The sequence below is a fragment of the Nocardia sp. 2TAF39 genome (genome assembly GCF_052114905.1).
Lineage (GTDB): Bacteria > Actinomycetota > Actinomycetes > Mycobacteriales > Mycobacteriaceae > Nocardia.
This window is the reverse complement of record NZ_JBFRFQ010000020.1, coordinates 1-24,915: the sequence shown is the minus strand read 5'-3', so window position 1 is coordinate 24,915 and position 24,915 is coordinate 1. Positions and strand designations below refer to the sequence as shown.

At 66.8% G+C, this 24,915-nt stretch carries 14 protein-coding genes and 2 pseudogenes; 7 read left to right on the top strand and 9 right to left on the bottom strand.

Annotated elements, in window-relative coordinates; all coding sequences use genetic code 11:
* Positions 1-67: 67 nt before the first annotated feature.
* Genes AB4Z47_RS15020 through hsaA form a run of 3 tightly spaced genes read right to left on the bottom strand, consistent with a single transcriptional unit; the run spans position 68 to position 8,087 of the window.
* Positions 68-5,809 (bottom strand): beta-ketoacyl synthase N-terminal-like domain-containing protein, encoded by a 5,742-nt coding sequence (locus AB4Z47_RS15020; protein WP_441951269.1) that lies wholly within the window; start codon positions 5,807-5,809, stop codon positions 68-70.
* A complete protein-coding gene (locus AB4Z47_RS15015; RefSeq protein ID WP_441951268.1) occupies positions 5,809-6,942 on the bottom strand; it encodes a 3-oxoacyl-[acyl-carrier-protein] synthase III C-terminal domain-containing protein in 1,134 nt (377 codons plus the stop codon). Before AB4Z47_RS15015 ends, AB4Z47_RS15020 begins: the two co-directional genes overlap by 1 nt.
* Positions 6,943-6,944: 2 nt before the next feature.
* Positions 6,945-8,087 carry a 3-hydroxy-9,10-secoandrosta-1,3,5(10)-triene-9,17-dione monooxygenase oxygenase subunit gene (hsaA, locus tag AB4Z47_RS15010; protein WP_441951267.1) on the bottom strand — a complete coding sequence of 381 codons (1,143 nt, stop codon included), beginning with the start codon at positions 8,085-8,087 and terminating at the stop codon, positions 6,945-6,947.
* Positions 8,088-8,632: 545 nt separating this feature from the next.
* Here hsaA and AB4Z47_RS15005 point away from each other — a divergent pair.
* A complete protein-coding gene (locus tag AB4Z47_RS15005) occupies positions 8,633-9,166 on the top strand; it encodes a hypothetical protein (protein ID WP_441951265.1) in 534 nt (177 codons plus the stop codon).
* 178 nt (positions 9,167-9,344) lie between these two features.
* On the top strand, positions 9,345-10,007 hold the full coding sequence (locus AB4Z47_RS15000) for a CatB-related O-acetyltransferase (RefSeq protein ID WP_441951264.1): 663 nt from the start codon (positions 9,345-9,347) through the stop codon (positions 10,005-10,007).
* Between the two features lie 75 nt (positions 10,008-10,082).
* On the opposite strand, the gene AB4Z47_RS14995 is transcribed toward AB4Z47_RS15000, so the two are convergent.
* Positions 10,083-11,357 carry a cytochrome P450 gene (locus AB4Z47_RS14995; RefSeq protein ID WP_441951262.1) on the bottom strand — a complete coding sequence of 425 codons (1,275 nt, stop codon included), beginning with the start codon at positions 11,355-11,357 and terminating at the stop codon, positions 10,083-10,085.
* Between the two features lie 344 nt (positions 11,358-11,701).
* On the opposite strand from AB4Z47_RS14995, the gene AB4Z47_RS14990 reads away from it, so the two are divergent.
* Positions 11,702-12,442, top strand: coding sequence for a dienelactone hydrolase family protein (locus AB4Z47_RS14990; RefSeq protein WP_441951260.1), 741 nt, complete (start codon positions 11,702-11,704; stop codon positions 12,440-12,442).
* A gap of 55 nt (positions 12,443-12,497) precedes the next feature.
* On the opposite strand, the gene AB4Z47_RS14985 is transcribed toward AB4Z47_RS14990, so the two are convergent.
* Complete coding sequence (locus AB4Z47_RS14985; RefSeq protein ID WP_441951258.1) at positions 12,498-14,939, bottom strand: FHA domain-containing protein; 2,442 nt, start codon at positions 14,937-14,939, stop codon at positions 12,498-12,500.
* An 860-nt stretch (positions 14,940-15,799) separates the two neighbouring features.
* Here AB4Z47_RS14985 and AB4Z47_RS14980 point away from each other — a divergent pair.
* On the top strand, positions 15,800-16,561 hold the full coding sequence (locus AB4Z47_RS14980; protein WP_441951257.1) for an alpha/beta hydrolase: 762 nt from the start codon (positions 15,800-15,802) through the stop codon (positions 16,559-16,561).
* Between the two features lie 321 nt (positions 16,562-16,882).
* On the opposite strand, the gene AB4Z47_RS14975 is transcribed toward AB4Z47_RS14980, so the two are convergent.
* Complete coding sequence (locus AB4Z47_RS14975; RefSeq protein ID WP_441951255.1) at positions 16,883-17,959, bottom strand: hypothetical protein; 1,077 nt, start codon at positions 17,957-17,959, stop codon at positions 16,883-16,885.
* Between the two features lie 323 nt (positions 17,960-18,282).
* On the opposite strand from AB4Z47_RS14975, the gene AB4Z47_RS14970 reads away from it, so the two are divergent.
* Together AB4Z47_RS14970 and AB4Z47_RS14965 are read left to right on the top strand one after the other, a co-directional pair.
* Complete coding sequence (locus AB4Z47_RS14970; protein WP_441951253.1) at positions 18,283-18,969, top strand: alpha/beta fold hydrolase; 687 nt, start codon at positions 18,283-18,285, stop codon at positions 18,967-18,969.
* A gap of 138 nt (positions 18,970-19,107) precedes the next feature.
* Positions 19,108-19,285, top strand: a pseudogene (locus AB4Z47_RS14965) (IS982 family transposase); the annotation flags it as partial.
* Between the two features lie 64 nt (positions 19,286-19,349).
* Here AB4Z47_RS14965 and AB4Z47_RS14960 read toward each other — a convergent pair.
* Complete coding sequence (locus AB4Z47_RS14960) at positions 19,350-19,616, bottom strand: hypothetical protein (protein WP_441951251.1); 267 nt, start codon at positions 19,614-19,616, stop codon at positions 19,350-19,352.
* A 54-nt stretch (positions 19,617-19,670) separates the two neighbouring features.
* Between AB4Z47_RS14960 and AB4Z47_RS14955 the strand changes: the two genes are divergently transcribed.
* Positions 19,671-19,808, top strand: coding sequence for an Rv1535 domain-containing protein (locus AB4Z47_RS14955; protein ID WP_441951399.1), 138 nt, complete (start codon positions 19,671-19,673; stop codon positions 19,806-19,808).
* A 23-nt stretch (positions 19,809-19,831) separates the two neighbouring features.
* Here the strand turns inward: AB4Z47_RS14955 and AB4Z47_RS14950 are convergent.
* Positions 19,832-24,073: pseudogene (locus AB4Z47_RS14950) on the bottom strand (HAD-IC family P-type ATPase); the annotation flags it as partial.
* Between the two features lie 44 nt (positions 24,074-24,117).
* Positions 24,118-24,534, bottom strand: coding sequence for a hypothetical protein (locus AB4Z47_RS14945; protein WP_441951249.1), 417 nt, complete (start codon positions 24,532-24,534; stop codon positions 24,118-24,120).
* Between the last annotated feature and the right edge of the window lie 381 nt (positions 24,535-24,915).

Genomic DNA, 24,915 nt, shown 5'->3' with positions numbered 1-24,915 from the left:
CCACTGATGACTGCTGTCGGTCGGGAACCAGCCGCCACCTCCGGATGAGGGGCGACAGGGCCGACGATCACAAACGCTCGTCGAGCCATTCGCGGATAACCTGGGCCGTCTGCGCCGAATCCGGCCCCACCAGGCCGAAATGGTCTGATCGAACGGTCCGGAGATCATGTGTCCGTTCGAAGGGCTTCGTCAGCCAGCGGGCCGGGTCACCCGCGACGACCGGTTCCGAAGCTTGAACGAACAGCACCGGCACATCGAGCGGAGCGAATTTCATGCCGGACATCGTCGCGAGCCAGCGGCCCATCGCGGAGAGCCGGTCACTGGTGATCCCGCCGAAACCATGGGAATCCGCGAACATCTCGCGCAGGATCGTCTCGGTCGGCACCGTGGGGTCATCGATCCGGAACGTGTCGATCATGATCACCGCCGCCGGCCGGGTTTGCTGAACTGTTTTCAGGTGGTGGGCCGCGGCGTACGCAAGAGCACCGCCCGAGGAGTATCCGAACAGTACGAAGGGCTCGCCCGCAGCGGCCCGGTGCACACTCTCGGCCACCGCGGCGACTGCGGCCTCGGCGGAAGCCGGCAGCTTCTCTCCCGATGTGAACCCGGGTAGGGGCACCGCCGAGACACGCACAACGCCCTGGAAATGTGCGGCGAGCCTCGCATGCTGGTGAACGCCGCCGTTCGCCATTGGCGAGCTCACGGCGATGAGCCGCGTGCGTCGCGGTCCATCGGCCAGAATCGTCGGTGCGGGAAGGGAACCGAGATCGGCGACCCCGCCGAACGACGGCCGCAGATCCGCCACCGCACGCATCAGGCCGAAGGCCGCATCGGTGTTACCCGCTGCGACCGCGTGCTGGATCACCACCCGAACGGATTCGTCGTACCGCGGTAGTGGCGCGATCGGCTCCGGCCCAGGAACACTCGGCTGTTCGATCAGCTCGTCGAACACGCGCCTGGCCAGCGCAGCGGGAGTCTCGGCCTCGAATACGGTGATAGGCGGCAACCGGAGGCCGACGACCTGGTTGAGCGTGTCTTGCAGCTCCGTCACGGTCAGCGAATCGAAGCCGATTTCCAGGAATTTGTGGTGCGACGCCACCGCGGACGGATCATGGTGGCCCAGCAAAGCAGCGGCGCGGTCACGTACCAGGTCCTCGATGAGCCGAACCTGCTCGGCCTGGTCGCGCCCGGCGAGCTGATCGCGAAAAGAGTCCGATGGTGCGGCAGCAGCGGTCCCTCTTGCCGGCACGGTACTGGTGTCGACCAGTTCACGGTCATCGGCGGACTGGGCTCCGACCAGATCCCGCGTAACGTCCTGCCGACCGGGTCCGGCCGGCTGCTTCGTTTTCGTTCGACCGAGCCAGTAATGACTGCGCTGAAACGGATAGGTGGGCAGGTCGACCCGGCCGGCTCGGCGGCCGTCGAAGAACCTCGCCCAGTCGACCGGAAGCCCCCGGACGTACGCCCTGGCCAGCGAAGCCGCGAACTGTCCGATGCCACCCCTGCCACGCCGCAAGGTGCCCACGGCCAAGCCGGCTTCACCCACTGTCGCACCGATCGCGGTGGTGAGCACCGGATGGGGGCCGACCTCGACGAAATAGCTGAACCCCGCCGCCGCCACACTATTCACCGTCGACGCGAACGACACCGGCTGCCGCAGATTGTCATACCAATAGCGGGCGCCGGCCTCCGGCCCCGCCATCAGTTTGCCGGTGACTGTCGAGTACCAGGGCATGCGGGCGGGCTGCGGGCGCAGGTCGGACAGGTCTGCCGACATGCGTTCGTGGAGGGGCTCGACATGCACCGAGTGCGAAGCGAAGCCGATCTGCACGACGTGGGTCGGCACGCCGACCTCCCGGTAGTCCGTGGCCAGCGCGGTGACGGCGTCGGCGTCTCCCGCCACGACCGTCGCGGAAGGACCGTTGCGCGCGGCGATGCTCACGCCGGGGTAGCCCGCGATCCGTTGCTCGACGTCTTCGGCGTCCGATTCGATGGACAGCATCTGACCACTCAGACCCGCACACAGCGCGCCCCGGCAGACGATGGCCCGGACGGCGTCGCGCAGCGAGAGCACGCCGGCGACGTGCGCGGCGGCGATCTCGCCGAAAGAGTGGCCGATGACAGCGTCCGGCACGACCCCGTACCACTGCCACAGCCGCGCCAGTGAGACCGTCACCGCGAACAGCACGGGCTGAACGACTTCGGTTCGGCGCAAGGCAGATTCGTCTGCGATGACCTCGGCCAAAGACCAGTCGACGAACTCGCTCAGCGCCTTCTCGCACTCGGCCATCGCGTCGGCGAAGACCGGGGACGAACCGAGCAGTTCGGCCCCCATCCCCGCCCACTGCGCGCCGTGCCCCGGGAAAACGAACACGATACGACCGTGGAGATCGGCGCGACCTGTCACCGCACCACTCGGCGTCCACGACGCCAGCGCTGCCAGATCATCCCGATCGAACACGACCGCTCGATGTTCGAGCCTCGCGCGGGTGGTGGCCAGCGAGTAGCCGACGTCCGCAGGCGTGGCACCCTCGCTGAAGAGGGCATCCAATCGTTCCGCCTGAGCGGCCAGGGCCTGTTTCGTCGATGCCGAGAAGACCAGCGGCACCATCGGCGCCGAGGTGCCCGCGACGGCGGCTGCTTCGGCTGGGTCTTCTTCGGTGGGGGCCTGTTCGATGATGACATGTGCGTTCGTGCCGCTGATCCCGAACGCGGAGACGCCCGCGCGGCGCGGTCGTCCGGTCTCCGGCCACGACACCGCGTCGGCGGCCAGGCGTACCGCTCCCGCGGCCCAGGCCACATGCGGGGACGGCTCGTCCACATGCAACGTCTTGGGCACCAAACCATGCCGGATCGCCATGAGCATCTTGATCGTCCCGACGATGCCTGCGGCGGCCTGCGAGTGCCCGAGGTTCGATTTCAGCGAACCGAGCAGCAGCGGCTGTCCACGGTCGCGCCCATAAGTCGCCAGGATCGCATTCGCTTCGATCGGGTCGCCGAGTGTCGTCCCCGTGCCGTGCGCCTCGACCGCGTCCACCTCGGACGGCTCGAGCCCGGCATCGGCCAGCGCCTGCCGGATCACCCGCTGTTGCGCCGGACCATTCGGCGCGGTCAGCCCATTCGAGGTGCCGTCGGAGTTGACGGCCGATCCACGAATGACGCCGAGCACGCGATGGCCCGCCCGGCGCGCATCGGAGAGACGCTCGAGCACGAGCACGCCGACCGCTTCTCCCCAGCCCGTCCCGTCTGCCGCGGCGGCGAAGGGCTTGCATCTCCCGTCGGCCGCGAGGCCGTTCTGTTGGGCGAATTCCACGAAGGCGGCCGGTGTGGACAGCACCGTCGCACCCCCGACCATCGCCAGGGAGCATTCGCCGTCACGCAGCGATCGAGCCGCAAGATGCAGCGCCACAAGGGAAGACGAGCAGGCCGTATCCACGGTGAGAGCCGGGCCGTGCAGCCCCAGTACGTAGGAAATCCGACCGGACGCCACACCACCGGCATTACCGGTCATGGCGCCGATGTCGGAATTCTTGACCGTCTCATACGTACGCGGCAGGTAATCCGAGGCCATGACGCCGACGAAGACCCCCGTGTCGCTGCCGCGCAGCGACACGGGGTCGATCCGGGCGTGCTCGAGCGCCTCCCACGCCGTTTCCAGCAGGAGCCGCTGCTGGGGATCCATGGTGACGGCTTCGCGCGGCGAGATCCCGAAGAAGGCGGGGTCGAACCAAGCGGCGTCCAGGAAACTGCCGCGACGCGCATACGTGGCGTCCGGGTCGACCTCCCAGCCACGATCGGTGGGGAAGTCGCCGATCGTCTCCCGACCTTCCGCAAGCAGGTCCCAGAACTCGGCGGGAGACGCGACGCCGCCCGGCAACCGACATCCCATACCCACCACGACCACCGGGTCGTCTCGGGCCGGTCGTGGCCGGATCGGCATCGCCCGGTCGAAGTCCCGAGTCGGGCCCGCAGCGAGAAGGGCACAGAGGTGGCGGGCGAGCAGATTCGGTGTCGGCAGGTCGTAGGCGATGGTCGCCGGCAGGTCGAAGCCCGTGGCCTCGACCAAGGCGGCGCGTAGCCGGACCGCGGTGAGTGACTTCAGGCCGTAATCGGTGAACACCTGGTCCGGCCCGATCGGCTTGGATGCCTCGAGCACCGCGCGGACCTGTTCGCGTATCAGGTCCAGAGCGTGCCGCAGCCGTTCGGACGGTGGTAACGCCCGCAACCGCTGGGCCCACGGCGACTGTGTGCGCGCGCCACCGCGGTCCAGCACGGCGACGAGCTGACTTCGCGCGATCTTGCCGGTGGGCGTGCACGGCATCTCGTCGAGCACCACCAGCTCGACCGGGATCTTGTACTCCGCCACGCCTTTGGCCGCCAGATGTCCGGCGACGTCGTCCAGGGTGACCGAGGCGCTATCGCGCAGGGTGACGACCAGACACGGATACTCGCCCAGCCGATCGTCCGGGCGGCCGACGACAGCGATCAAGCCCAGTCCCGCCATGTCGTCGAGTAACGTCTCGATCTCCGGCGCGCTGAATTTCGCGCCACCGACATTGATGACCTCGATGTCCCGGCCTCGGAACGCTACTGTGCCGTCGTCATTCATGCTGGCACGGTCGCCGGTCCGCAGCCAGCCGTCCGAGGTCAGCGCGGTCCGGGTCAGCTCGGGGTCCTCGAAATACTCTGTGAAGAGAAAAGGGCTGCGGAACTGGAGCTGCCCGGTCGCACCAGGAGCACACGGGCTACCGTCCTCGGCGACCACCCGCACCGCACCGCCGGAGACCGGGCGGCCGACACTGCTGGTCGCCGCTTCCAGCGGATCGCCCGGCCGGGTGAACAGGCCCGCACCCAGCTCGGACATGCCCCATTGGGCGATCACCTGCGCCCCCAGCAGTCGGCGGGCGTCTTCGATGAGCGTGGCGGGTACGGCTGCGCCGCTGGCCCGGACCTCGCGCAACCGGACTTCATCGACGCCGCCGAACGAACCCAGCCTTGCCACGACGTCGCGGATCTGGGCCGGCACCGCGAAGAGCACCGTCGCCTCGCTGGCCCCTGCCAGCCGGAGGAACTCCTCCACATCCCACCTGCTCAGCAACGCCTGGCGGCCTCGGGTCACCAGGCTGAGGTGGACCGAAAGGAGGCCGAAAAGGTGCGTGAAAAGGCTGCCGCTGAGGATCGTGTCGGTGCCACAGGCGCCAGCGTCGGCAGCGACCGCGACGGCGTTCGACACGAGGCCGTGGTGGGTGTGCACGCAGATTTTCTGGCGCAGCGAGGTCGTGCCGGACGACGGGAGAAGCACAAAGGGGTCCTCCGGCGCCACATCTGTCGGCAAAGGCGCGGACCCCGCCCACCGCAGCACCACCTCCTCGAGCGACAACACGCTGCTCGACGGGTCGTCCACATCCCCTACCACCAGCACATGTTTCAGTGCAAGGAAGTCTTGGCGTAGTTCTGGCGTGAGTTCGCGACGACGGTCCGCCGTGACGACCAGCGTGACGGCCCGAGTCCGAGCCAGGAGCGAATGCAGCTCGTGTACCCCGAGGCCCATGTGCAGCGGGAGCATCACCGCGCCCGCAGCCGCGACAGCGATGTGGACGGTCAGGAACTCCCAGCAGTTGGGCAGGTGTACGGCGACTACATCGCCCTTCCCGATTCCCAGGTCCTGCAGCCCGCGGGCCAGCGCGTCCGCCTCCGCACGCCACCGCGTCCAGGACCGGTATCCGCCGTCGACAAACACCGCCGGTTCGTCACCCGCGGCCTCGGCGGCGGCGTTGAACAGCGAAGGAAGTGTGTACCGCGGATGCATTACGGAGCCCATCCGCCTTCGGGGACCGTCATCGTGAATACGCCGCAGCCGAAGCTCAACCCGAACGCCACGAGAATGCCCTGCCCGGCCGGGCGATACACCGGCTCCGCCAGCATCAAGGGAACCGAGCAGCCGAGGGTATTGCCGTAGTCGCGCAGCACCCGGTACGACGAGACGACCACCTCATCGTCAGGGTCGACACCGAACCCGTTGCACAACGCGTTCAGGATGCGCACGCTGCCGGTGTGCATGAGCAGCACCGAAGCATCAGCCGGGGAGGCCAGTTCGCAGGACTCTTCCTTCAGCGCCATCCGCACGGTCTGCCTGGCATAGAAAGCTCCGCGTGGCGTAACGAGAGGACTCAGGGTGTACGCCCGGCGACCGTCCACCACGGGAATATCCGAGCCGCCGTCTGGGACGGTGCCGAGTTCGGCGTCCTCAGGGAGGTCGTTCGTCAGGTTCGCCACCGGACCGAACGACGGTCCATCCCCTTCCGCGCCCAGCACCATCGCCACGGCCGCGTCCGCGAACAGAAAGCCGTGCATCACGTTCACCGTGTCCTGACGCCGGTCCAGGCCCACCTCCGAGAAATGCGAGTAGAAGCCAGGGAGCGGGGGTGACAGCGGTGTGGTGGCTTCCGCGAAGCAGACCAGGACCCGCTTTCCGGGGTTGCACGTCAGATACCACCGCGCCGTGTCGACGGCCTTCGCCATCGCCGAGCAGCCCATGTACTCGATACTCAGGTTCTGCGCGGTCCTGGGCAGTTCCGGCATCCGCGCAAACATGTCGCACACCAGGCTCGGCACCAGTCGGCCGGGGCTGCTCGACACACCGAGCACCAGACCGATCGTCTCCACCGGAATATCGGCCTTGGCAAGACATTTGCGGGCCGCTCTGACCGCGAGATCGACCACGGCGATACCGCGTTCCGGTTCGGCGCCTCGAAAGAGAATGTCGGGATAGTTGGCGAGAACCGAGTGCCTCTTCTCGACCCCCAGACTGCCGAGCATCGTCTCCAACTTGTCGGAGAGATGCCCGCTGCCCGCGGCGAGCAATTCCTCGGTCGAATGCACGGAACGGGGAAGTTCGGTGGCGATCCCGATGAGGTGGGGATCGATTGTGGCGGTGGCCATGCTCAGAGGATCCGATCTTCCACCGGCAACTCGAGTTCGCCTCGTCCGAAGTTCGCCAACGCCCGCTCGGCAGCATTGGCAAGATGCAGACTCCCCGCATGCGCATCGCGCCAATGGCGTTCCACCACATTGGGAGTGCGTGCCCCCCGGCCACCGGAAATCCTGAAGAGCAGTTCGATCGCTTCTACCGCGCGCTCGGTGCCGCGTACCTGATCACGGCGGGCGCGCAATCGCAGTTCAATCGGAATGTCCTCGCCCGCTTCGGCATAACGCAGTTCCTCGGACAGGTTGCGATCCATTTGCAGGATCGCGGCGTCGATCTCCGACGCGGCCCGGGCGATGTGCACATGGGTAAACGGGTCGGTGGCGGTGGCACGCTCCCGCATTCGCTCCAGGTACGCCTCGTAGGCGCCCTGCGCGGCGCCGATGACCGGCGCGGCGACGCCGCTCGGCAAGATACTGGTGAACGGAAGCCGATACAGGGCGTTGACATCGGCCGGCACGCCGCCGAGTTCCGCATTGTGAAGTTCCGCATCGTGGGTCCGGTGGACGGGCACGAACGCCTTGTCGATCACAATGTCATGGCTGCCCGTTCCCGACAGACCCACCGCATGCCACACATCGTCGATCCGATAGTCGCCGCGAGGCACCAGCAACGTCAGATGGACACCTGGTGCACCGTCGACGCCAGGCGCCGACGCACCCACCATGACCCAGTCGGCATGATCACAGCCGGACGAGAATCCCCATCGGCCCGACAGTTCGAAGCCTCCGTCGACAGGTGTCAACGTCCCCGCAGGCACATAGGAGGTCGACACCAAGGCGTCGGGGTTATCGCTCCAAACGTCATGCTGGGCTTCCAGCGGGAACAGTGCCAGCTGCCATGCATGCGTACCGAAAACCGAGGCGACCCACCCCGTCGACGGGCAGGCCGCCGCGATAGCGCGAATGACTTCGAAGAACTCCACCGGCGATGACTCGTCGCCGCCGAAACGGCGGGGCTGCAACATTCGGAAAACGCCTGCGTCGGTCAGTTCGCGGATCGTGTGCTCCGGCAGCCGCCGCTGCCGCTCGGTATTCGTTGCCCGCTCCCTGATGTTCGGGACGAGGTCCCGCACTCGCTCGAGCAACTTGCCATTGGTCATAGCCGTTCCTGATGAGTCTCTGATCGGCCGTGCGGCTGATTCAACGAAGCGTGGAACACTTTCGTGAGCAGCGAATTCCACTCCGATCGACCATTCCACTGACGGATCTTGCCATAGCGCGCACCCGGGCGCTGACCAAGCCTTCTGTGACGCACAGATGTAGCGGAGGAACTGCGTTGTCCGCTCACTCAGCTGCTCCGCCGCGCAACGTCATCGGGGGGTTACCTTCGCGTTGCGGGAGTCGGTCACACCAGGAATACTTCGCCTTGGCAGATTTCCGAACCAGTTCTCCACGCTGCGCCGCGCTGGAATTGCTTCACCGGACAGGGCCCCGCAGGATGGAACTATCAGGTATCGATAGTGTCGAAGCAGCCGCCGTAGGGGCCGACGGCCTCGATGCGACGGACAGCGCCAGACTGGCCCGGTTGGTCGAGTACATCGCGTCCATTTCTCCGCGGGTCATTCTTTCGACCTTGTTGGCACTGGATCGCCGGGACGAGTCGCGGAGTCCTCTGTGGGATCGATGTGTTTTCGATCATGGTGCGGTGTTCTTGTTTCCGGCCGATGTCGAGGCCATGCGCAAGCACCTCGCAACCGCGGGTTTCCGGCTGGGCACGACGGTGCCGAGCGTCGTCGTCCAGCGACGGGTCTGCACTCGCTACGGCCTCGACTCGGACAGCTATCGCATTCACATCGTGCACGCCCGACGCCGAGACCCGGGCAGCACCGGCCGTGAGCAGCGGATCGAGATCTTCTTCCCCGTCGCGCCGGCCGCCCACCCGTGGGCGCGCGAGGACGAACGGCGTCACAACCGGGAGACCCACTTCGCCTTTGCCGTCAAGGGCTTGGACTCGAGCACCTATCTGACGATGCGGCGTGAACTCGCGGAGTCGGCGGGTATGGTCCCCGACGGCGGCGGATTCAACCCGCATGACCGCAACCACGGCCCGGGCTGTTCCACGTTCTATTTCACGGGTCCTGGCACGATGGGCGAACACCCATGGCCCCGTCGGCTGGAGCTCGTATGCGGCGGACAACTCGAATCCGCACTCGCCGCCCACAGCGCACCTCGCCTGTGACCGGACCGCGTCTTCGACATGTGAGTTCCGCCGGGGATACGCACCGCGGGGACCGACGACAGCGGTCGCGGATTCGACCGTCTGCAAAACACCTCTTACCACGGGTTGCGTCCTCAGCCGCCGAACGCGTCCACCCGTTCGCGCCCGCAGTGCAGGGGCGGTCAGAATAATGGGCGGCATGTCGGTACCGGACCCTCGCCAGCCGCACCCCTCGACTCGTCCCGATCTGACCAACGTGGTCTTTCTCGCCAACCACGTCGATTCCGAGTTCATCGAGGTCGGTGACTACACCTACTTCGATGACGAGGGATCCGGCGTCCCGTTCCAGACGGCGAACGTTCTCTACAACTACGGCCCGCAACGCCTGATCATCGGCCGGTTCTGCGCGATCGGTCCACGGGCGACATTCCTCATGCCCGCGGGCAACCACCCCATGATCGGCCCCTCGACCTATCCCTTCACCATGTTCGGCGGCGCTTGGGCAGAAAACACCCTCGACACCTTCCTGTCCATTCCGCCGGTGCCGAACACCGTCGTGGGCAACGATGTCTGGATCGGCCGCGAAGCGGCGATCATGCCCGGCGCCACCCTCGGCGACGGCGCGATCGTCGCCGCGCATTCGGTTGTCACCAAAGACGTTGCGCCCTACGCGATCGTCGCGGGCAACCCGGCCCGCCCCATCCGCACCCGCTTCGAGCCGGAAGACGTCGAACTGCTGCTGCAAGCCCGATGGTGGGACTGGCCGATCGAGCTGATCACCGAGCACGCCGCCACCATCATGGGCGGCACACCCACCGACATCGCGCGCATTGCCGAGGAACGGTCTCGGTGGCCCGTCTGATCGCCGACTGCGGTCAGATGAGCCCGGGACGCCGTCATCGTGACCGGATGGTCCATGCTCCATCGGACGGGCTCCTTACATGATGTTCAACGGAGGGGACTCGGGGAATACCACCGGCAATGCCGCCATGGCCCGGTGGAAGGGGCCCGGCCGCCAAACCAGTTCCTCAGGCCGCATAGCCAGTCGCATCTCGGGGAGGGCGTCGAGCAGCTGATCGATGGCATCCTGCACGACCAGGTACGCCACGGACTTGGCCGGGCAGGCATGCGGTCCGGCGCTCCACGCCAGATGCGAGCGATTACCGGTGCGGTCCCCACCACGGATCTCGGGGTCGTTGTTGCATCCGGCGAGACTGATGAGCACCGGCTGGTGCGCAGGCAACCAGGTGTTGTCGATCAGCATGGGTTGCCGTGGGTACGTTGCGCAAAAATTGGCCAACGGCGGGTCGTTGAACAGCACCTCATCGAGCGCGTCACGGGTCGACAGGCTCCCACCGAGCACATCGCCTCCGAACCGGTCGTCGGTGAGCATCAGCAACAGGGTGTTGGTGATCAGATTCTGCTGCGGCTCGATACCCGCACCGTAAAAGCTGATCAGCTGAGAAAGCAGCTCCGTGTCATCGAGGTCGGCCGGATGATGCGCAAGCCGCGACGTGACGTCGTCCGCGGGCTCCGCGCGTCGCAGCTGAATCAACTCCATCAGCGCCTCGCTGAGCATCTGCATACCGCGCGCAGCCTCGACGGTATCGAAGAGCGCGGCCATGCCGGTCGCGACGCGCTGGCCCAGTTCCGCCGAGCAGCCGACCATCTGGTTGAGGACCTCGAAGACGAGCGGAAACGCATACTGGGACACCAAGTCCGCCGAACCGTCCGCACAGAAGCTGTTGATCAGCGGGATCGCGATCTTCTCGACCGTGGAATGAAAGGCGTGCAGATCGATGCCGTCGATGCTCGCGGTGTACGTCTGCCGATAGCGAGCATGCGCGTCTCCGCTGTTGCGCAGCGCATTCGGGTGCCACTCCATCATCGGCTTGATGGGTGAGTCGTCGGGAATGTTCTGCTGCCATCTGCGTGGATCGGCCGGAAAGTGCTCGGGATCGTTGAGGATTCGCAACGCGGTGCGGTATCCGATCACCAAGGTCGCGGGCACATTCGGAGCCAGCTCCATCGGAGCCAGCGAGCCGTACCGACTGCGCATGTCACGGTAGCCGCTGTGCGGATCAGCGGCGAACTTCCGGCTACGCAGACAAACCTGAGGGGTGTCGGTATTGACAGGTGATCCGTGCTGGACCGGGCAGGTTCCGGGCGCGGTGGTGTGGGGCGCGGACGTTGGGGACTGTGCTGCGGTCATAGACGTGCCTCCGAACGATGGAACAGGAATTCGGCCAGGGTGATCGGTGGAACGCAGGCGCGTGCCTGGTGTCACACGCGTCGGAAGTCATAGGGCGCGGGAACCCTCGACGTCGGTCACCGTGAGGTGGGCGTGGTCGACGCCGTTGGTGTTGGCCATCGCCACGATGTCTCCGAAAGGGGTTGCCGTTGTTGTGAATCACGGTAGATCCCGCACGCCGATCGAACTATGGTCGGAAACGACATATTCAGTACTGAATGCGACATGGATGTTGCGCCCTAGGCTTCGGTGTGTGTTTCCCGATGCCGCCGGTTCCACCTGATCGAGGTATGAGGAGAGTCGACATGACTCATGGCGTCACCACCCCTGCGCACCCGGACCGGACGTTGGCCTACCAGGACCGCGGCACGGCATTCGCCGGTGTCTTCGTACCTCACGTGCCCGGAACGCGCGTACGTGGAGGGATCATGCTCGTGCCGGACTGGCGCGGACTCAGCCCGTTCGTGCGCCAAGAGGCGGCCCGGCTTGCTGACGACGGCTTCGACGTCGCTGTGGTGGATCTCTACGGTGGCGGCTTGTACGCGACGGAAGAGTCGCAGGCGGGTCCGCTGATCACCGGCCTGATCGATGATCGGGTCAGCGGCGTGTCCCGGATGGCAAGCTGCCTCGAGGCGTTTCGACGGGAGGCGGGCGAATCGGCGCCGGTCGTCCTGATCGGTTACAGCATCGGTGGCATGGTCAGCCTCGACTTCGCGCGAAGTGGTGCCTCCGTGGCCGGCGTCGTGCTGTGCTCGGCGTTGCTGAAGCCGGCCGAGCCAGGAGCGCCGACAAGCGTGCCGGTGCCCGTCCTGGCCCTGCACGGTACGCGGGATGTCGTGTGCCCGATGGACATGGTCCAGGCCTTGTCGGAGGAGATGGACGACGCGGGCAACGACGCCACGATCGTCCTCTACACCGGCGCGCACCACGCGTTCTACAACCCGGAGGCGGGCACCGATCCGACGGCACGCCTTGTCTACTCGGCGACGGCCGATGCGCGTTCTCGCACCATGATCGACGGGTTTTTGGCGCAGACACTGCTCTAGCCTGGACCTGCCGGAAACCAGCCAGCCGACGAGCCGCTTGTTCAGCTGCCGGGCGTCAAAGCCTCGCGCGACGAGCGCCGCGGCGCCGTGGACGCAGCTGGTACAGGCGGTACCAGGCCAACACCAGGAAGGCGGCTCCTAGGACAGCGACGGCTCCCATGTCGAACAGCCACGCACCGAGGGTGTGTTCCCACAGCGGGTCGGGCGCGCCCGTATGCGGTGAGAGGGTGTCGAGGTCGAGGGTGGCGGCTCCCGCGCCGAACCCCCAACGGGACGGCGAGAAATAGGACAGTTGCTCCAGGACGGGTGTGCCGGGGAGCCGCACCAGCCCGCCCGTAAGCACCAGTTGTGCCATCGACAACACGATCAGCAGCGGCAGCGTCTTCTCCGAGGTATTCACCGACACCGACACCAGCAAGCCCAGTGCCAGCGATGCGATGCCGAGCATCGCCATCGCCAGGATCAGCTCCAGCTCGACCATCGTGAAAATCCCCTTGGGCGGCATATTCACACCAATGGTGCCGATCAGGACCAACACCGCCGACTGAAGGATCGTGATCGCGCCCAGGACCAGCAGTTTCGACATCAGATAGACCCCCGCTGACAGGCCTGCCGCGCGTTCTCTGCGGTAGATCGTCTGCTCCTTGACGATCTCGCGAACCGCGTTGCCGGTGCCGACGAAGCATGCACCGAATGCCAAGATCATGAGCTTGGTCGGGGCATCGGTGTTGGTTCCCGGCACCCCGGCGAACCCCTGGCCCGACGGCACCGCAGCGATCAAGCCACCCAGAAGCAGGGGCATCACGCCGAGGAGCGCCAAATAACTTCGGTCCGAGGCAATCACCGCCAGGTATCGCCGGCACAGCGTACTGAGCTGGCTGAGCTTGGACTGCTGCGCGGGCGGCGGCGCCGGTGTGTGCACTTCCGCTGGGCCGACATCGTCGGTCAGTCCGACCGCCACATAGTTCTCGAAGCGTGGCGAAGTCCGGAACTCACCGGCCCAGTCGCGGTCGTCCTCGCGGTCGAATGCCTGGAACACCTCAGCCCAAGTGCGTTGTGCGAACTGCTGCAGCCCCTCCGCCGGCGGCCCGTAATAGGCCAGCCGACCGCCGGGCACCAAGACGAGCAGGCGGTCGCAGTAATCCAGGTTCGCCACGCTGTGCGTAACGACGATGACGGTCCGCCCGTCGTGCGCCAGTTCGGCCAGCATTTCCATGACCGTCTTGTCCAGGCCCGGGTCGAGGCCGGAGGTCGGTTCGTCGAGAAACAACAGGGACGGTTTGGTCAGCAACTCCAGTGCGACGCTCACGCGTTTGCGCTGCCCGCCCGAGAGCCTATCGATCCGGGTATCGGCGTGCCGCGCCAAGCCGAGTTCCTCGAGAACCTCGTCGACCCGCTGCTCACGCTCCTCGCTGCGCGTGTCGCCGGGGAAGCGCAGTTCGGCCGCGTAGAGCAGCGCGCGCCGCGTCGGAAGCTGGTTGTGCAGGATGTCCTCCTGCGGGACCAGCCCGATCCGGTGCCGGAGTTCGTCGTAATTGGTGTACAGGTCGCGTCCGTCGTAGCGGACCGTCCCCTCCGTCGCCGGACGCAACCCGGTGATGGCGCCGAGTAACGTCGACTTGCCCGCGCCACTGGGCCCGATAACCCCGACGAGCGAACGCTGCGCGATGGGGAAACCCAGCCCGTCGAGGAGCACCTTGCCTTCAGGCGTCCGCACGGTGAGGTTCTGCACCGAGACCGACACGTCACCGGTGTCGACGGACTCGCGCAGCTCGTCGCCGACGAGCCGGAACGTAGTGTGCCCCATGCCGATCAAGTCGGACTCGGATAGGTCCGCGGCGTCGACCCGGGAGCCGTTTACGTAGGTGCCGTTGTGGCTGCCGAGGTCGACGATCCGGTACCTGCCGGCGCCGATCTTGTGCAGCTCGGCGTGATGGCGGGAGAGCATGAGGTCGAGCGCGACAACGTCGTTGTCGGCGGCGCGTCCGATCCGAAGCGTGTCCGATGTGATCGGGACGACCCCGCTGGGACGGCCCCCCGGATGTGGCGGTCGCGAAACTTGCCGGGGCAGGCCTGGGAAGGACTTCGTGACCGTTGCTTCATCGTCGAGGTCGTAGCCGGGATCGGGGACGACCATCGTGTCTCCACCGACATCGCGGGCAGATGGTGCTTCCACCGAGCAGGCCAGCTGCTCCCCGTCCACGGCGTGCCCGAGCTGGAACGTCTCGTCTCGGTCGATCACCATCCGGTCGACACGGTGGCCGGCGAAAAAGGTGCCGTTGAGGCTGCCGACGTCATCGATTTCCCAACCGTCCGCACCCCGCTCCAGAACAGCGTGCAACGAAGATACACGCGGATCTGTCACAACAATATCGGCCGTCGGATCTCGGCCCACATTATATGCGCCCCCAGCGCGTAGCCGATAGACGCGTTCCCTCGTATGCACCACAAGAATCGGCGCCACAAGGAATTCCGTGGAGGACGGTTCACCGGCCATAATGCGAGTATACGACTCCGCCGCACGGTCGCCGCAATAGTCGGCCACCCCACGATTCGGTCGCAGTGCCTGCCCGCCTCCAGCCTCGGGCTCTCCGCAGCGCTCACCCGACTGCAACCAGGCTGACCAGCATAAACCAACCAGACGAGCGGGGAAAGCAATCACATCCGAGCTCGCGGAACCCGGCAGCCGACCCGCTGAACGAGTCACCCGCCCCCGCGAAGGAAATCACGGTCGAATTCGAATCCGGCCCCGATCGGGCCGGAAGTTGTTTTGCGCTGCGGTATTCGGCTGCCTAAAGGTTGAAAATAGAGCCGCTCGTTGATGATTACCCGGTCGCCTCGCCAGTATTGCAGGAAGGCCGGACAACCGACCGGAAATTTGACACCACAACGCACGGAAGATCTTGTTATCAGCTGATTTTGACGTCACCGTCGCAGCCATCAGGACGGCCCCGAGCGTCTTCATACCCTGCGCGGCCTTCACCGTAGATCTGGTAGATGCCGGGCCGCTATCTCGACCGAGCGTTTCTCGCTCTCCCCGTGCCAGCCTGTACACGGCATGGATTACGCATCGGGCTCGGGAAACACCTTGCTGCGCAGGATGTCTCGCAGACAATCGCTTCCAACCCTTCTTTAACCGCGCGCTCAGTGGCAGCCGGTCGGGTCGGTGGGCAGGAAAATAGATTGGACGGGATTCGGTTCAGATTGATAGCGTGCGCGAGACCGTGACATCACGCGAGGAGGTGAGACCCATGAACGTAGTAACCATGTGGGTGCTCCCACTCGTGTGCACGGTCGGGCGATAGACGTAGGTGTCGCCGGGAGCGCCTGAACAAGGCAATCCCGAAAGGCAACACCATGCATTTCACCTCTGAGACATCGTCGAACGGTGTCATCGAACGTAATTTCATTCTGGATGAGATCACCGGCGTGCTCTGGTCGCCCACATCCGGAACCGTCGACTCACCACTGCTGCTGGCGGGCCACAGCGGCGGCATGCACAAGAAGGCGCCGGGGCTGGTAGCCAGTGCACTCCACAGCGTGACCACCCATGGATTCACCGTCGCCGCCATCGACGCGCCCGGACATGGTGACCGGCCGCGAAACCTTCAGGATCAACGGTGGGCCGAGGCGATCCATCAGGCCCGGGCGGCAGGCGAGCCGATCGCCCCGATCGTCATCGACTACAACATGTCGCTGGCGGAGCGTGCGGTGCCGGAATGGCAGGCGACCCTGGACGCCCTGCAGGCGCTGCCCGAGATCGGCGTCGAAGCGCCGATCGGCTACGGCGGCGTGTCGTTGGGTGTCGTGACCGGGCTGATGTTGACGGCGGTCGAATCCCGGATCGCTGCCGTGAGCTTCGGTGGGGTTTTCGTGCATGACGCTCTGATCGAGGCGGCAGGAAAGATCACCGTCCCGGTCGAGTACCGGATTCCGTGGGACGACGAGGAATTCGACCGCACATCCGGGGTCGCATTGTTCGACGCCTTTGCCTCGAAGGAGAAGACACTGCACGCCCGCTCGGGCAGGCACTACCCGGTGCCCGAATACGAGCGCGACAGCTCGGCTCGGTTCTTCGCCCGCCACCTCGGCCGGACCGCCGATACGGCTTCGGACTGACGTGAACAGGTATCTGCGTCCGGCTCCGCGTCGGACGCAGATACCGCCATTGCCGCGCTCCTGCCCGCTCGGCTGGATCAGGGCAGCGTAGGCACGTGACCTGGGGCCGACCGCATCCGTGACTCGCGGCGGAAAGTGGCGGTGTTTTCGCGGTGCCGAGTGGCGCCGATGACGAGGTGCTGCGGGCGTCCGTGCGGCAGCGGATGACTCCGGCTACCGAAGCCACGCCGAGCACAGCACCGCAATCGACGTCGATATTCGGCGATCCGATTACCTACCGAAACGTTGCCTGATGCGGCAATCTGTGCGTGCCGGCTCGGCTCAGGTGTGTTGAATCCCCCACTGCACGAGCTTTTCAACAGGTATGTCCCATGCCCGTACCGCGGAGTTGGGAACGAACGTCGTGATTTCTGGAATTCCCTCCAGTTCCGGGACCGTGGCGAGAAAGTGGAGATAGCTGCCGTCTTCGAGGCGGATCGAGAAGGGCTGATCGGGATAGTCGGGTTCGGCGTCGAACGACAACTCGGGCTCATCGGCGAGCCACGGCTCCAGCCGATCCTCGACTTGCGTGAAAGTGACTCGGGTGAGCCAGTCTCGTTGCGGCTGTGCTGTGGAGTAACCGTCGATCGCGGCGAAGCAGAGAGCCGACCAGTCTTCGATGTCGCTTGCTCGGCACTGGTCGGCCAGTCCGACGATGTCGAAATCATGCACTTCGGGATCCGGATCGCCCGCAGCCAAGCTGACATAGCCGGCGTCGATATCTTGGCCTTCGGCACCGAAGCAACTCGAGGCGGAGCCCACCTCGCTGGCGAACCTGTTGTACTCATCAGGCGTGAAGAATGCACACCAGTCGGGGACCGCGCCGCCTGCGCCACCCGTGTCGGGCATTTCTGCGCGCCCGGCTTCCTCGCAGGCGTCCAGCAGCCGGACGGCGGGTTTGCGCAGGATTCCGCGTTCTCGATCCCGGACCAGAAGCTGCAGGCGGAATTCCGGGGCCATAACTACCATGAACCTCGCCGGAGTGTTGGAACGGATGACCGCAGTGCGGTTGTAGGGGTTGCCGTCGTTATCTCCACGATCCTGGTAGCCCCATCGCGCCGGTGCGACACGCAACAGGACTTCACCGATGTATCGCACCGTGCCGGTGGTGAACTCCGCATTGTCCTCGACGTCGATGGCGGCCTGGTCCGGATAGCGCGCGAGGACGATCGGTTCCAGCGCGTCCAGGGAGTCGAGCGTGAAGTCGAACGGAAAGTCTGCGGGCAGGTAGAAACGGCGCCACTGCTCCAGCGCACTTCCCATGCTGGCAAGCCATCTGTCCAGAAAAACGCGCGCCGGCTCCGTCATGTTCTTGCGGTCCTCGGCCATGTACGCCTCGGTTCGGTCATTCTCGTGCACGATGTACATCCTCGCGGTGCTGTCGATGGGTTTCCCAATCTCGAGTAGCACGCCGGACTATCCCGCAAGACTTACGTTGGGCGGCGCAGGAGTGTCCTCGATCTCCGGTCGGTCGATGCGCCGACCGTGCCTGGCGACCGCTCGGGTATCCGGTTCAGCCGTACTGTCGGCGCGGCAGTCGACTGGCGGGCTGGGTGATGCTCTGGTGGATGAGCCCGGGTGGTCACCGGACATGGGAGTCGTGAGGGACGGTCTTGGACCGATCGGTGTCGGACCCCTCGCTTACTGTTGCGAGCGCATCCCGCGCCCGCAAGGAGAACGAAATGAACCCGGATCTGTCCTCGACGCCGATCCTGTTCCTCAGTGGAGCAGGTCTTCCGGCCTGGATCTGGGACGGGGTCCGAGCGGACCTACCCGTCGAGTCGGTCGTGGCGGCGTATCCGAAGCGGGTTGACGCACGTCTTACTGACTGTGTGTCCTCCGTGTTGGCGCAGGCGCCGGATGGCTCGTTCACGATCGTGGCCCATTCGATCGGCGGTGTCGTGGCAAGTCAGATCGTGGCGACTGCGCCCGAGCGCGTTGCCGGGCTGCTCGGGGTCGCCGCGTCGTTCCCCGCCGCCGGAACGTCGTTCCTTGCGGCATCACCTGCGCCGCAGCGTGTCTTTGTGGGCCTTGTCATGCGTGTCGCGGGAACTCGTCCCCCCGAGAAGGCGATCCGCTCGGTGCTGTGCGCCGGCCTCGACGAGGGCGACACCGCTCGCATTGCCGCGGAGTTCGAGCCGGAATCCCAGCACCTGTATCGGGACAAAGTGTCCAGCAGGACGTTCCCGGCGCGCAGCGGGTACGTCGTGACCACGGCGGACCGACAGTTGTCCGCCGCGATGCAATACCGGCACGCGGCCGAGCTCGGCTCCGGATTCCGTCGTGAGCTGTCCACCGGGCATCTGCCGATGCTGCAGGATTCCGTTTCGTTGGCGAAAGTCGTCCAGGAGTTCACTGCCAACGAGTGAAACCGATCGACACCTGTCAGGAACAACCACCCTGGCGGGGACACGATGTCGGCAGACACCGGTTTCCCGCGTGTGACATGGTCGGGCCGTACCGCGCAATGCGACCCGCAAGGACGAGCCCGACCGCGCGTGTGATGGCAAACCATCGCATCGGTCAACCAGACCCTCGAAGACCAGCTGCACCTGGAACGCCACAGCGGGCACACCATCGCCCGGGGGTTACCGTCCGGGTCCTACAACCGCATCCTCGCGCTCACCGCCGCCATCTGGCACAGCGACCAGGCCGGTGCACCGGTCACTGACCGCTTGCGACCACCAACCAGGGTGCGGCGGACCGCTGGCCTGGCGCCGCGGGGCTCGGACAGCCGCCCGCCGTTCAGCTAAGCCTCTTCGAGGGCTTCGCCGATCTGGTGGGCGACGCGATTGTGCTGATTCTGCGCCAACCAATGACCGGCCCCGAGGACCAGCGCAACGGGCCATTCGATGATCTCCGCCGCGGCCAGCGCGCCGAGTGCACCATAGTACGCCAACTGCTCGGGCCGAGGGATGCGGACTCGACCGACCATCGGAAGATCCACCGCGAAACCCTGCGCAGCCAGCACCCGATCGACGGCGTTTCGGTGAGTGGTAGGCAATTCGTCGGCCATTTGTTGCCTCCCGGTCATAATGTATTCGAGAATTCGACGCCTGACGTCCGCACGATGTCTGGCGTGATGACAACTGGTGCAAGGGCCTGCTCGGATCCGTTGACGGGCGCGCTGACAGAGGTGCTGACCGTGCCGTTGCGTGAGTTGTACGCGGTGCTGTGGCGGCTGGGCGTTATCGAGATCGTCGGCTGATCATCCCCTTGCTGATCGCCCGCGGTGAACAGACGCGGAGCGACGGCGGCGACAGCGGTCGCGACGGCGGCCGTCGACAGCGCCTGACACCAGCCGACCGGACCCAGCGGCGTACTGCCGAGCAGTTGGCTCACTCCCGGCGTACTGATCAGCGCGCCGAGCACCAACAGTGAGCCGGCCGCGGTGCAGACCACCAGTGGGCTGTGCGAGTCGATGAGCGTCTGCCCCAACTGCGTCGCGACCAGCGCCACCAGCGCCACCGTCGACGCGCGGCGCCGTCGGCCCGTGAACCTCGCCAACACCCACGCGGCCATCGCGGCGGAGGCGGTCGTCGCACCGCGCACCGCCACCGTCCGCCACAACGCGGCTCGATCTGGCCCCCGGCCGGTATAACGCAGCTCGGCCCGCGGAGGGCTCACCGCAAGGGCCGCGGCCGGAAGCGCGTCGGTGAGAATGTTGACCAGCAGCAATTGGCGGGTGCTCAGCGGCGCCCGGCCGGTGAGCGCGGTGCCTGCGATCGCAAAAGCCACCTCGCCCGCGTTGCCACCGAGCAACACGGCCACCGCCGACTGCACCCGCCGCCATAGTTGCCGGCCCTCGTCGAGGGCATCCAGCAGTGAGCGGATCCGCCCGTCGAGCAGCATCACGTCCGCCGCGATGCGGGCCGGGTCGCTGCCGCGCGCGGCCACGCCGATGCCGACAGTCGCGGTGCGGATGGCCGCCGCGTCGTTGGAGCCGTCGCCGACCATGGCGCACACGTGACCCAGCCGCTCGATTGTCTCGACGATCTGCACCTTGTGCTCGGGTGACATCCGGGCGAACACCCGTCGGCTCTGCACCGCCTCCTCCTGTTTGCGCCGGGACAGCGCCTCCCATTCGGGCCCGCTGATCACCTGATCGTCATCGACGGGCATGCCAACGGCAGCCGCGATCGCGGTGGACGTCACGGGGTGGTCACCGGTGATCAGGCGCACCCCGATATCGCGGTCGGCCAGCTCGGCCAGCACCTCGGTCGCGTCTGCGCGCGGCGTATCCGACAGGCCCAGCAATCCGGCGAACTGCAGTCCGTCGCGGCACAATTCGGCGAAGGCGTCGGTGTCGTCACGTGCCGATCGGGCCTGCGCCGCCGAAAGCTGCCGTGTGGCAATGGCAATCACCCGCAGTCCGTCGGCGGCCATCTTGCGGACCTGCCGCTGCACCTCCTCGTCCGCGTCCCCGCACGCCGCAAGCACCACCTCCGGTGCCCCTTTGATCGACAACTGTTCGCCGCGCACGGATGCCGAGAACGGGCGACCCGACCGGAACGGCAGATGCGCCGCCGACCCGCCGCGGTCCAGGTGTCGCCCGGCCTCGGCGACCGCGCGGTCGGTGGCGTGTTCGTGAGGCTCGCCGTTGGCGAGCGGCGTGGCCCGGACGGCGTGGATAAGCACATCGTCGTCGGACAATCCGGTCGCGGCGTGCACCGTGGTCACCCGCAGCCGGTTCTCGCTGAGCGTCCCGGTCTTGTCGAAGCACACCACGTCGACACGCCCGAGCGCCTCGACCGATCGCGGACTGCGCACCAGCGCGCCCGCGCGGGTCAGTCGCCGCGCCGACGCCTGTTGAGCCAGCGTCGCGACCAGCGGCAGCCCCTCCGGAACGGCGGCCACGCTGACGGCCACACCGCTGCTGACGGCCTGTCGCAGACCGCTGCGCCGCAGCAGCCCGAGAGCGGTGACCAGCCCCCCGCCGGCAAGGCTGAACGGCCACGACTTGCTCGTCAGATCTTTGAGCTGGGTCTGAAGGCCGGCGGCCGAGCCATCTGTGTGCGGGGTCGCGGCGGCACGGCGCGCCTGCGTCTGCGCACCGACGCCGGTGACGATCGCGACCGCGGTGCCCGCGACCACTGTCGTGGTGGCGAACAGCAAGCAAGCCCGCTCGGCGACGGGCGCGGCCGGTGTGGCGTCGACCTGCTTGGGCACCGGCAGCGACTCCCCGGTCAATGACGACTCGTCGACTTCCACGTCCAGCGCGTGGGTGAGCCGCGCGTCGGCGGGCACCACTTCACCGGGCCGCACCTCGATGACATCTCCGGGGCGCAAGTCGGCGGCATCGACCGTCGCGTAGCGATCGGCGCCGACCAGCCTGCGGGCCGGTGGGTCCTGTGTGGCCAGCAGTCGCCGCAACAGCCGTTCGGCCCGGATCCGCTGGGTCGCCGCCAGGGCCGCGTTCCCGGCGAGCACCGACCCGACCAGGATCGCGTCGACGGGCGAGCCCAGCACCGCGCTGGCCGCCGATCCCACCGCCAGCACCGGGATCAACGGGTCGGACAGCTCGTCGCGCATCGCGCCGGCGAGATCCCACACCGCCCGGCGCACCGGATCTACGACCGAGCGCGCGGGGCGGGCGGCAGATTCCAGCCGCGACGGCTTGCACGGTGCCGGTTGCTGCGGCAACACACGACCCACCTGTTCTACGGACATGGCGTGCCACTCGTGCACGCTCGCGGCGGGCGGCAGTGGCGCCCTGAGCGCTCCGATGGCGAGCCGGTATCCCGTCAACGCGCCGGCGGCGGCCCCGGCGGTGACCGGACCCGAGCCGCGGCCACGCACCCCGGGAATCATCAGCAGCGTTCCTAAAAGGGAAGCGCCGGTGGCGATTTCGACGCCGCGTTCACTGGCTCGACGGGCCGCAGGTAGCGCGTGCGCGATCCGCCATACACTGTCCAAGTCGTCGACGAGCACGTCGGCGTGCCACGGCGGCGACCTGTCCGCGGCGATACCGATCGAGACATCTGCGTCTGCCAGTGCCTGTGCCGCGGCACTCGACACCATCGCCACCGTGCGGCCTTCCCGCTGCAACCGGTGCACCGTGCGAGCGAGCGCCTCGTCGAGGGACCCGTTCATCGGATCGAGGTCGTCGAACGACGAGCGCAGGTCGTCGAGCGTGTCGACGTCGACCGACACCAGCTCGGCGCCGCTGCTGCGCACTTCGCCGAGCACCGCCGACGCCAGTGGATGATGCGCGAAGCGCACCAGCACAGCGCCGTACCCGTCCTTGCCGGATAGCGACCGTGTCACCGGCTGCCACCCGGGTTGCAGTGCACCGCAGTCGAATTGGTCCTGAGCCCACTGCCATACCATCGGCCGATCGTGCTCAGGCACATCGCGGATGCGCGCGACTCGCAGTTCGTCGCAGCACAATGCCCGAGGATCGAGCACCACAGCGTCGACCCGGTCGAGGCGCCGGAACACCTCGGGCCGCAGCGGCAGCACGCCGTGCCGGTCGGCCAGGCCGCGGGCGAGTGTCGCGGCGAACGACTCGCGGCTGGTGCGGGACGCTTTAGGCGCGGCGACCATGACGGCGGTGGCGGCGGCGTCGAGGTCGGCGGTGAGAATGCCGATCGCCGGTGCGGCAGCCGCCTGCGCCAGTGCGCTACGGTCCCCATGACGCTCAACCGGTCCCGGCGGCAGCGGCCCTGGTCGGTCACCGGGCCGGACACCGTCGATGCACGTCGCGTGCGCCGCAAGCCCGGGCTCGCGGCGTTGCCAGCTGGTGGCCGCGGCGCGGATCTCGGCGGCCTTCGCAAGGTGGACGAACAAGTCCACGCCCAGTGACGCCGGTGATCGGGTGACGGTGTGCGCGGCGGCAGTGGCTAGCGCGATCGCGGTATCCGCGGCGTTGGTGCCGAGGCGCTGTTCGACGGCGCGACGCAGCCGCGGCTGGTAATCGACGAGCGCGACAACGGCGTCGAGGCCTGCCGGCAGCCGCCGCAAACCGACAATCCGGCCGGCCAGCGCGACACCCAGCCCGGCGGCGTTCATCGCCGCCGAGACCATGTTGCCAGCCAGCACGATGCCGTCAGCGGGCAGATCGACCGGCGGGTGACCGGAATCGGGGTGCCGATTTTCGGCAGCGGTCACGACGCCGCACAGCTCGTCGACGGTTGTCGTTTCGTCCACCTCGGCAATGACACGCGACAGCGGATAGTTGAGGGTCGCCGAGACCACGCCACGATGCGCGCGGAGAGCGGCGAGTACCGCGGGACCTACATCATGGTCCGGCTCGCGATCGGAGAGGCCACGCACTTCGATCCAGCAGCGGTCGTCGCCGCGCCAACGGCGCCGGGCCGGCTTGCCGCCGAGCAGTTCCGTCGCGGCCTCGGTGATCGCCTCGACCACACGGCCGGCGGGCCTCGTGCGCACCGGCAAGGTCGCGAGGTCAACGCCCGCGGCGGTGACGACCGCAGCCGACCGCACACCCGTGTCGAGGGCGCGCAAAGGCATCGACACGGAGGTCCGTATCAGTCGGCTCAGGTCCACGGCGACGGCTAACGCTTGCTCGGAGCGCGCCGCGATCGCGCCGCGCTCTTGCGCGCGGGGGTCACGCCTTCATCGCCTTGGCGGGGTGCTCGGTCGCCTTCCTCGAGTTGTCCGGGACGACCGGCAGCATCGGACGCAGCCCTGCCCGACCGCTGACTGAGCTGCCGGACCACCAGGGCGGTGCCGCCGACGCCCAGCAGCACAGGCCAGTCCACCAGACCCGCGGCGCCGATAGCCACCAATGTCAGCGCTGCCGCCGGTGTCGAGTGACTGCCTCTGCTCAGCCCGCTCTTCACGCCGGCCGCGGCGCCCTGCATGCCGCCGATCACGCCGTTCACGGCGGCCCCGCTCACAGCCCCGGCTGCCGCCGTCGTCGCGTCGGCCGTCCAGGTAATCACGTCCACCGCGCCTTCGGAAATGTTCATTGCCACTCCGTCGCGTTCACCGTTTGGACACCAACCAGCAAACGGAAGTTTACTCCTGAGACGCAGTCACGTCGTTCGAAGCGCCGAAGAATTACCCGCCACTTTGCTGATTCTGTCCGACACTGCTACAACGGGCCGCACCACACAAAACCCAGGCAGTTCGCCACATAATCCCGACCCCGAATTGCCCCTGGAGGGACTCGTTCGCAATCCGGTGCTCGACGATGTCGATCTAGTACTCCAGCCGCACTTCGTTATATATGGAGTGTCTTCGCTGGTAGTGGGCTTGTTTTGCCCGGTATTGGTGGCGGCGGCGCCACTGTGACCATCGCCAGATGGTGGCGCGGTCGAAGGTGTGGGTGATTACGTGTGCCAGTAGAC

Bases quoted from the DNA above. Each gene is read 5' to 3' on its own strand.
- AB4Z47_RS15015 (WP_441951268.1), bottom strand. From the start codon at position 6,942: ATGGCCACCGCCACAATCGATCCCCACCTCATCGGGATCGCCACCGAA.
- AB4Z47_RS14945 (WP_441951249.1), bottom strand. From the start codon at position 24,534: ATGAACATTTCCGAAGGCGCGGTGGACGTGATTACCTGGACGGCCGAC.
- AB4Z47_RS14985 (WP_441951258.1), bottom strand. From the start codon at position 14,939: ATGGCCGGTGAACCGTCCTCCACGGAATTCCTTGTGGCGCCGATTCTT.
- AB4Z47_RS14970 (WP_441951253.1), top strand. From the start codon at position 18,283: ATGAACCCGGATCTGTCCTCGACGCCGATCCTGTTCCTCAGTGGAGCA.
- hsaA (WP_441951267.1), bottom strand. From the start codon at position 8,087: ATGACCAATGGCAAGTTGCTCGAGCGAGTGCGGGACCTCGTCCCGAAC.
- AB4Z47_RS14955 (WP_441951399.1), top strand. From the start codon at position 19,671: ATGTCTGGCGTGATGACAACTGGTGCAAGGGCCTGCTCGGATCCGTTG.
- AB4Z47_RS15020 (WP_441951269.1), bottom strand. From the start codon at position 5,809: ATGCATCCGCGGTACACACTTCCTTCGCTGTTCAACGCCGCCGCCGAG.
- AB4Z47_RS14980 (WP_441951257.1), top strand. From the start codon at position 15,800: ATGCATTTCACCTCTGAGACATCGTCGAACGGTGTCATCGAACGTAAT.
- AB4Z47_RS14995 (WP_441951262.1), bottom strand. From the start codon at position 11,357: ATGACCGCAGCACAGTCCCCAACGTCCGCGCCCCACACCACCGCGCCC.
- AB4Z47_RS15000 (WP_441951264.1), top strand. From the start codon at position 9,345: ATGTCGGTACCGGACCCTCGCCAGCCGCACCCCTCGACTCGTCCCGAT.
- AB4Z47_RS14960 (WP_441951251.1), bottom strand. From the start codon at position 19,616: ATGGCCGACGAATTGCCTACCACTCACCGAAACGCCGTCGATCGGGTG.
- AB4Z47_RS14990 (WP_441951260.1), top strand. From the start codon at position 11,702: ATGACTCATGGCGTCACCACCCCTGCGCACCCGGACCGGACGTTGGCC.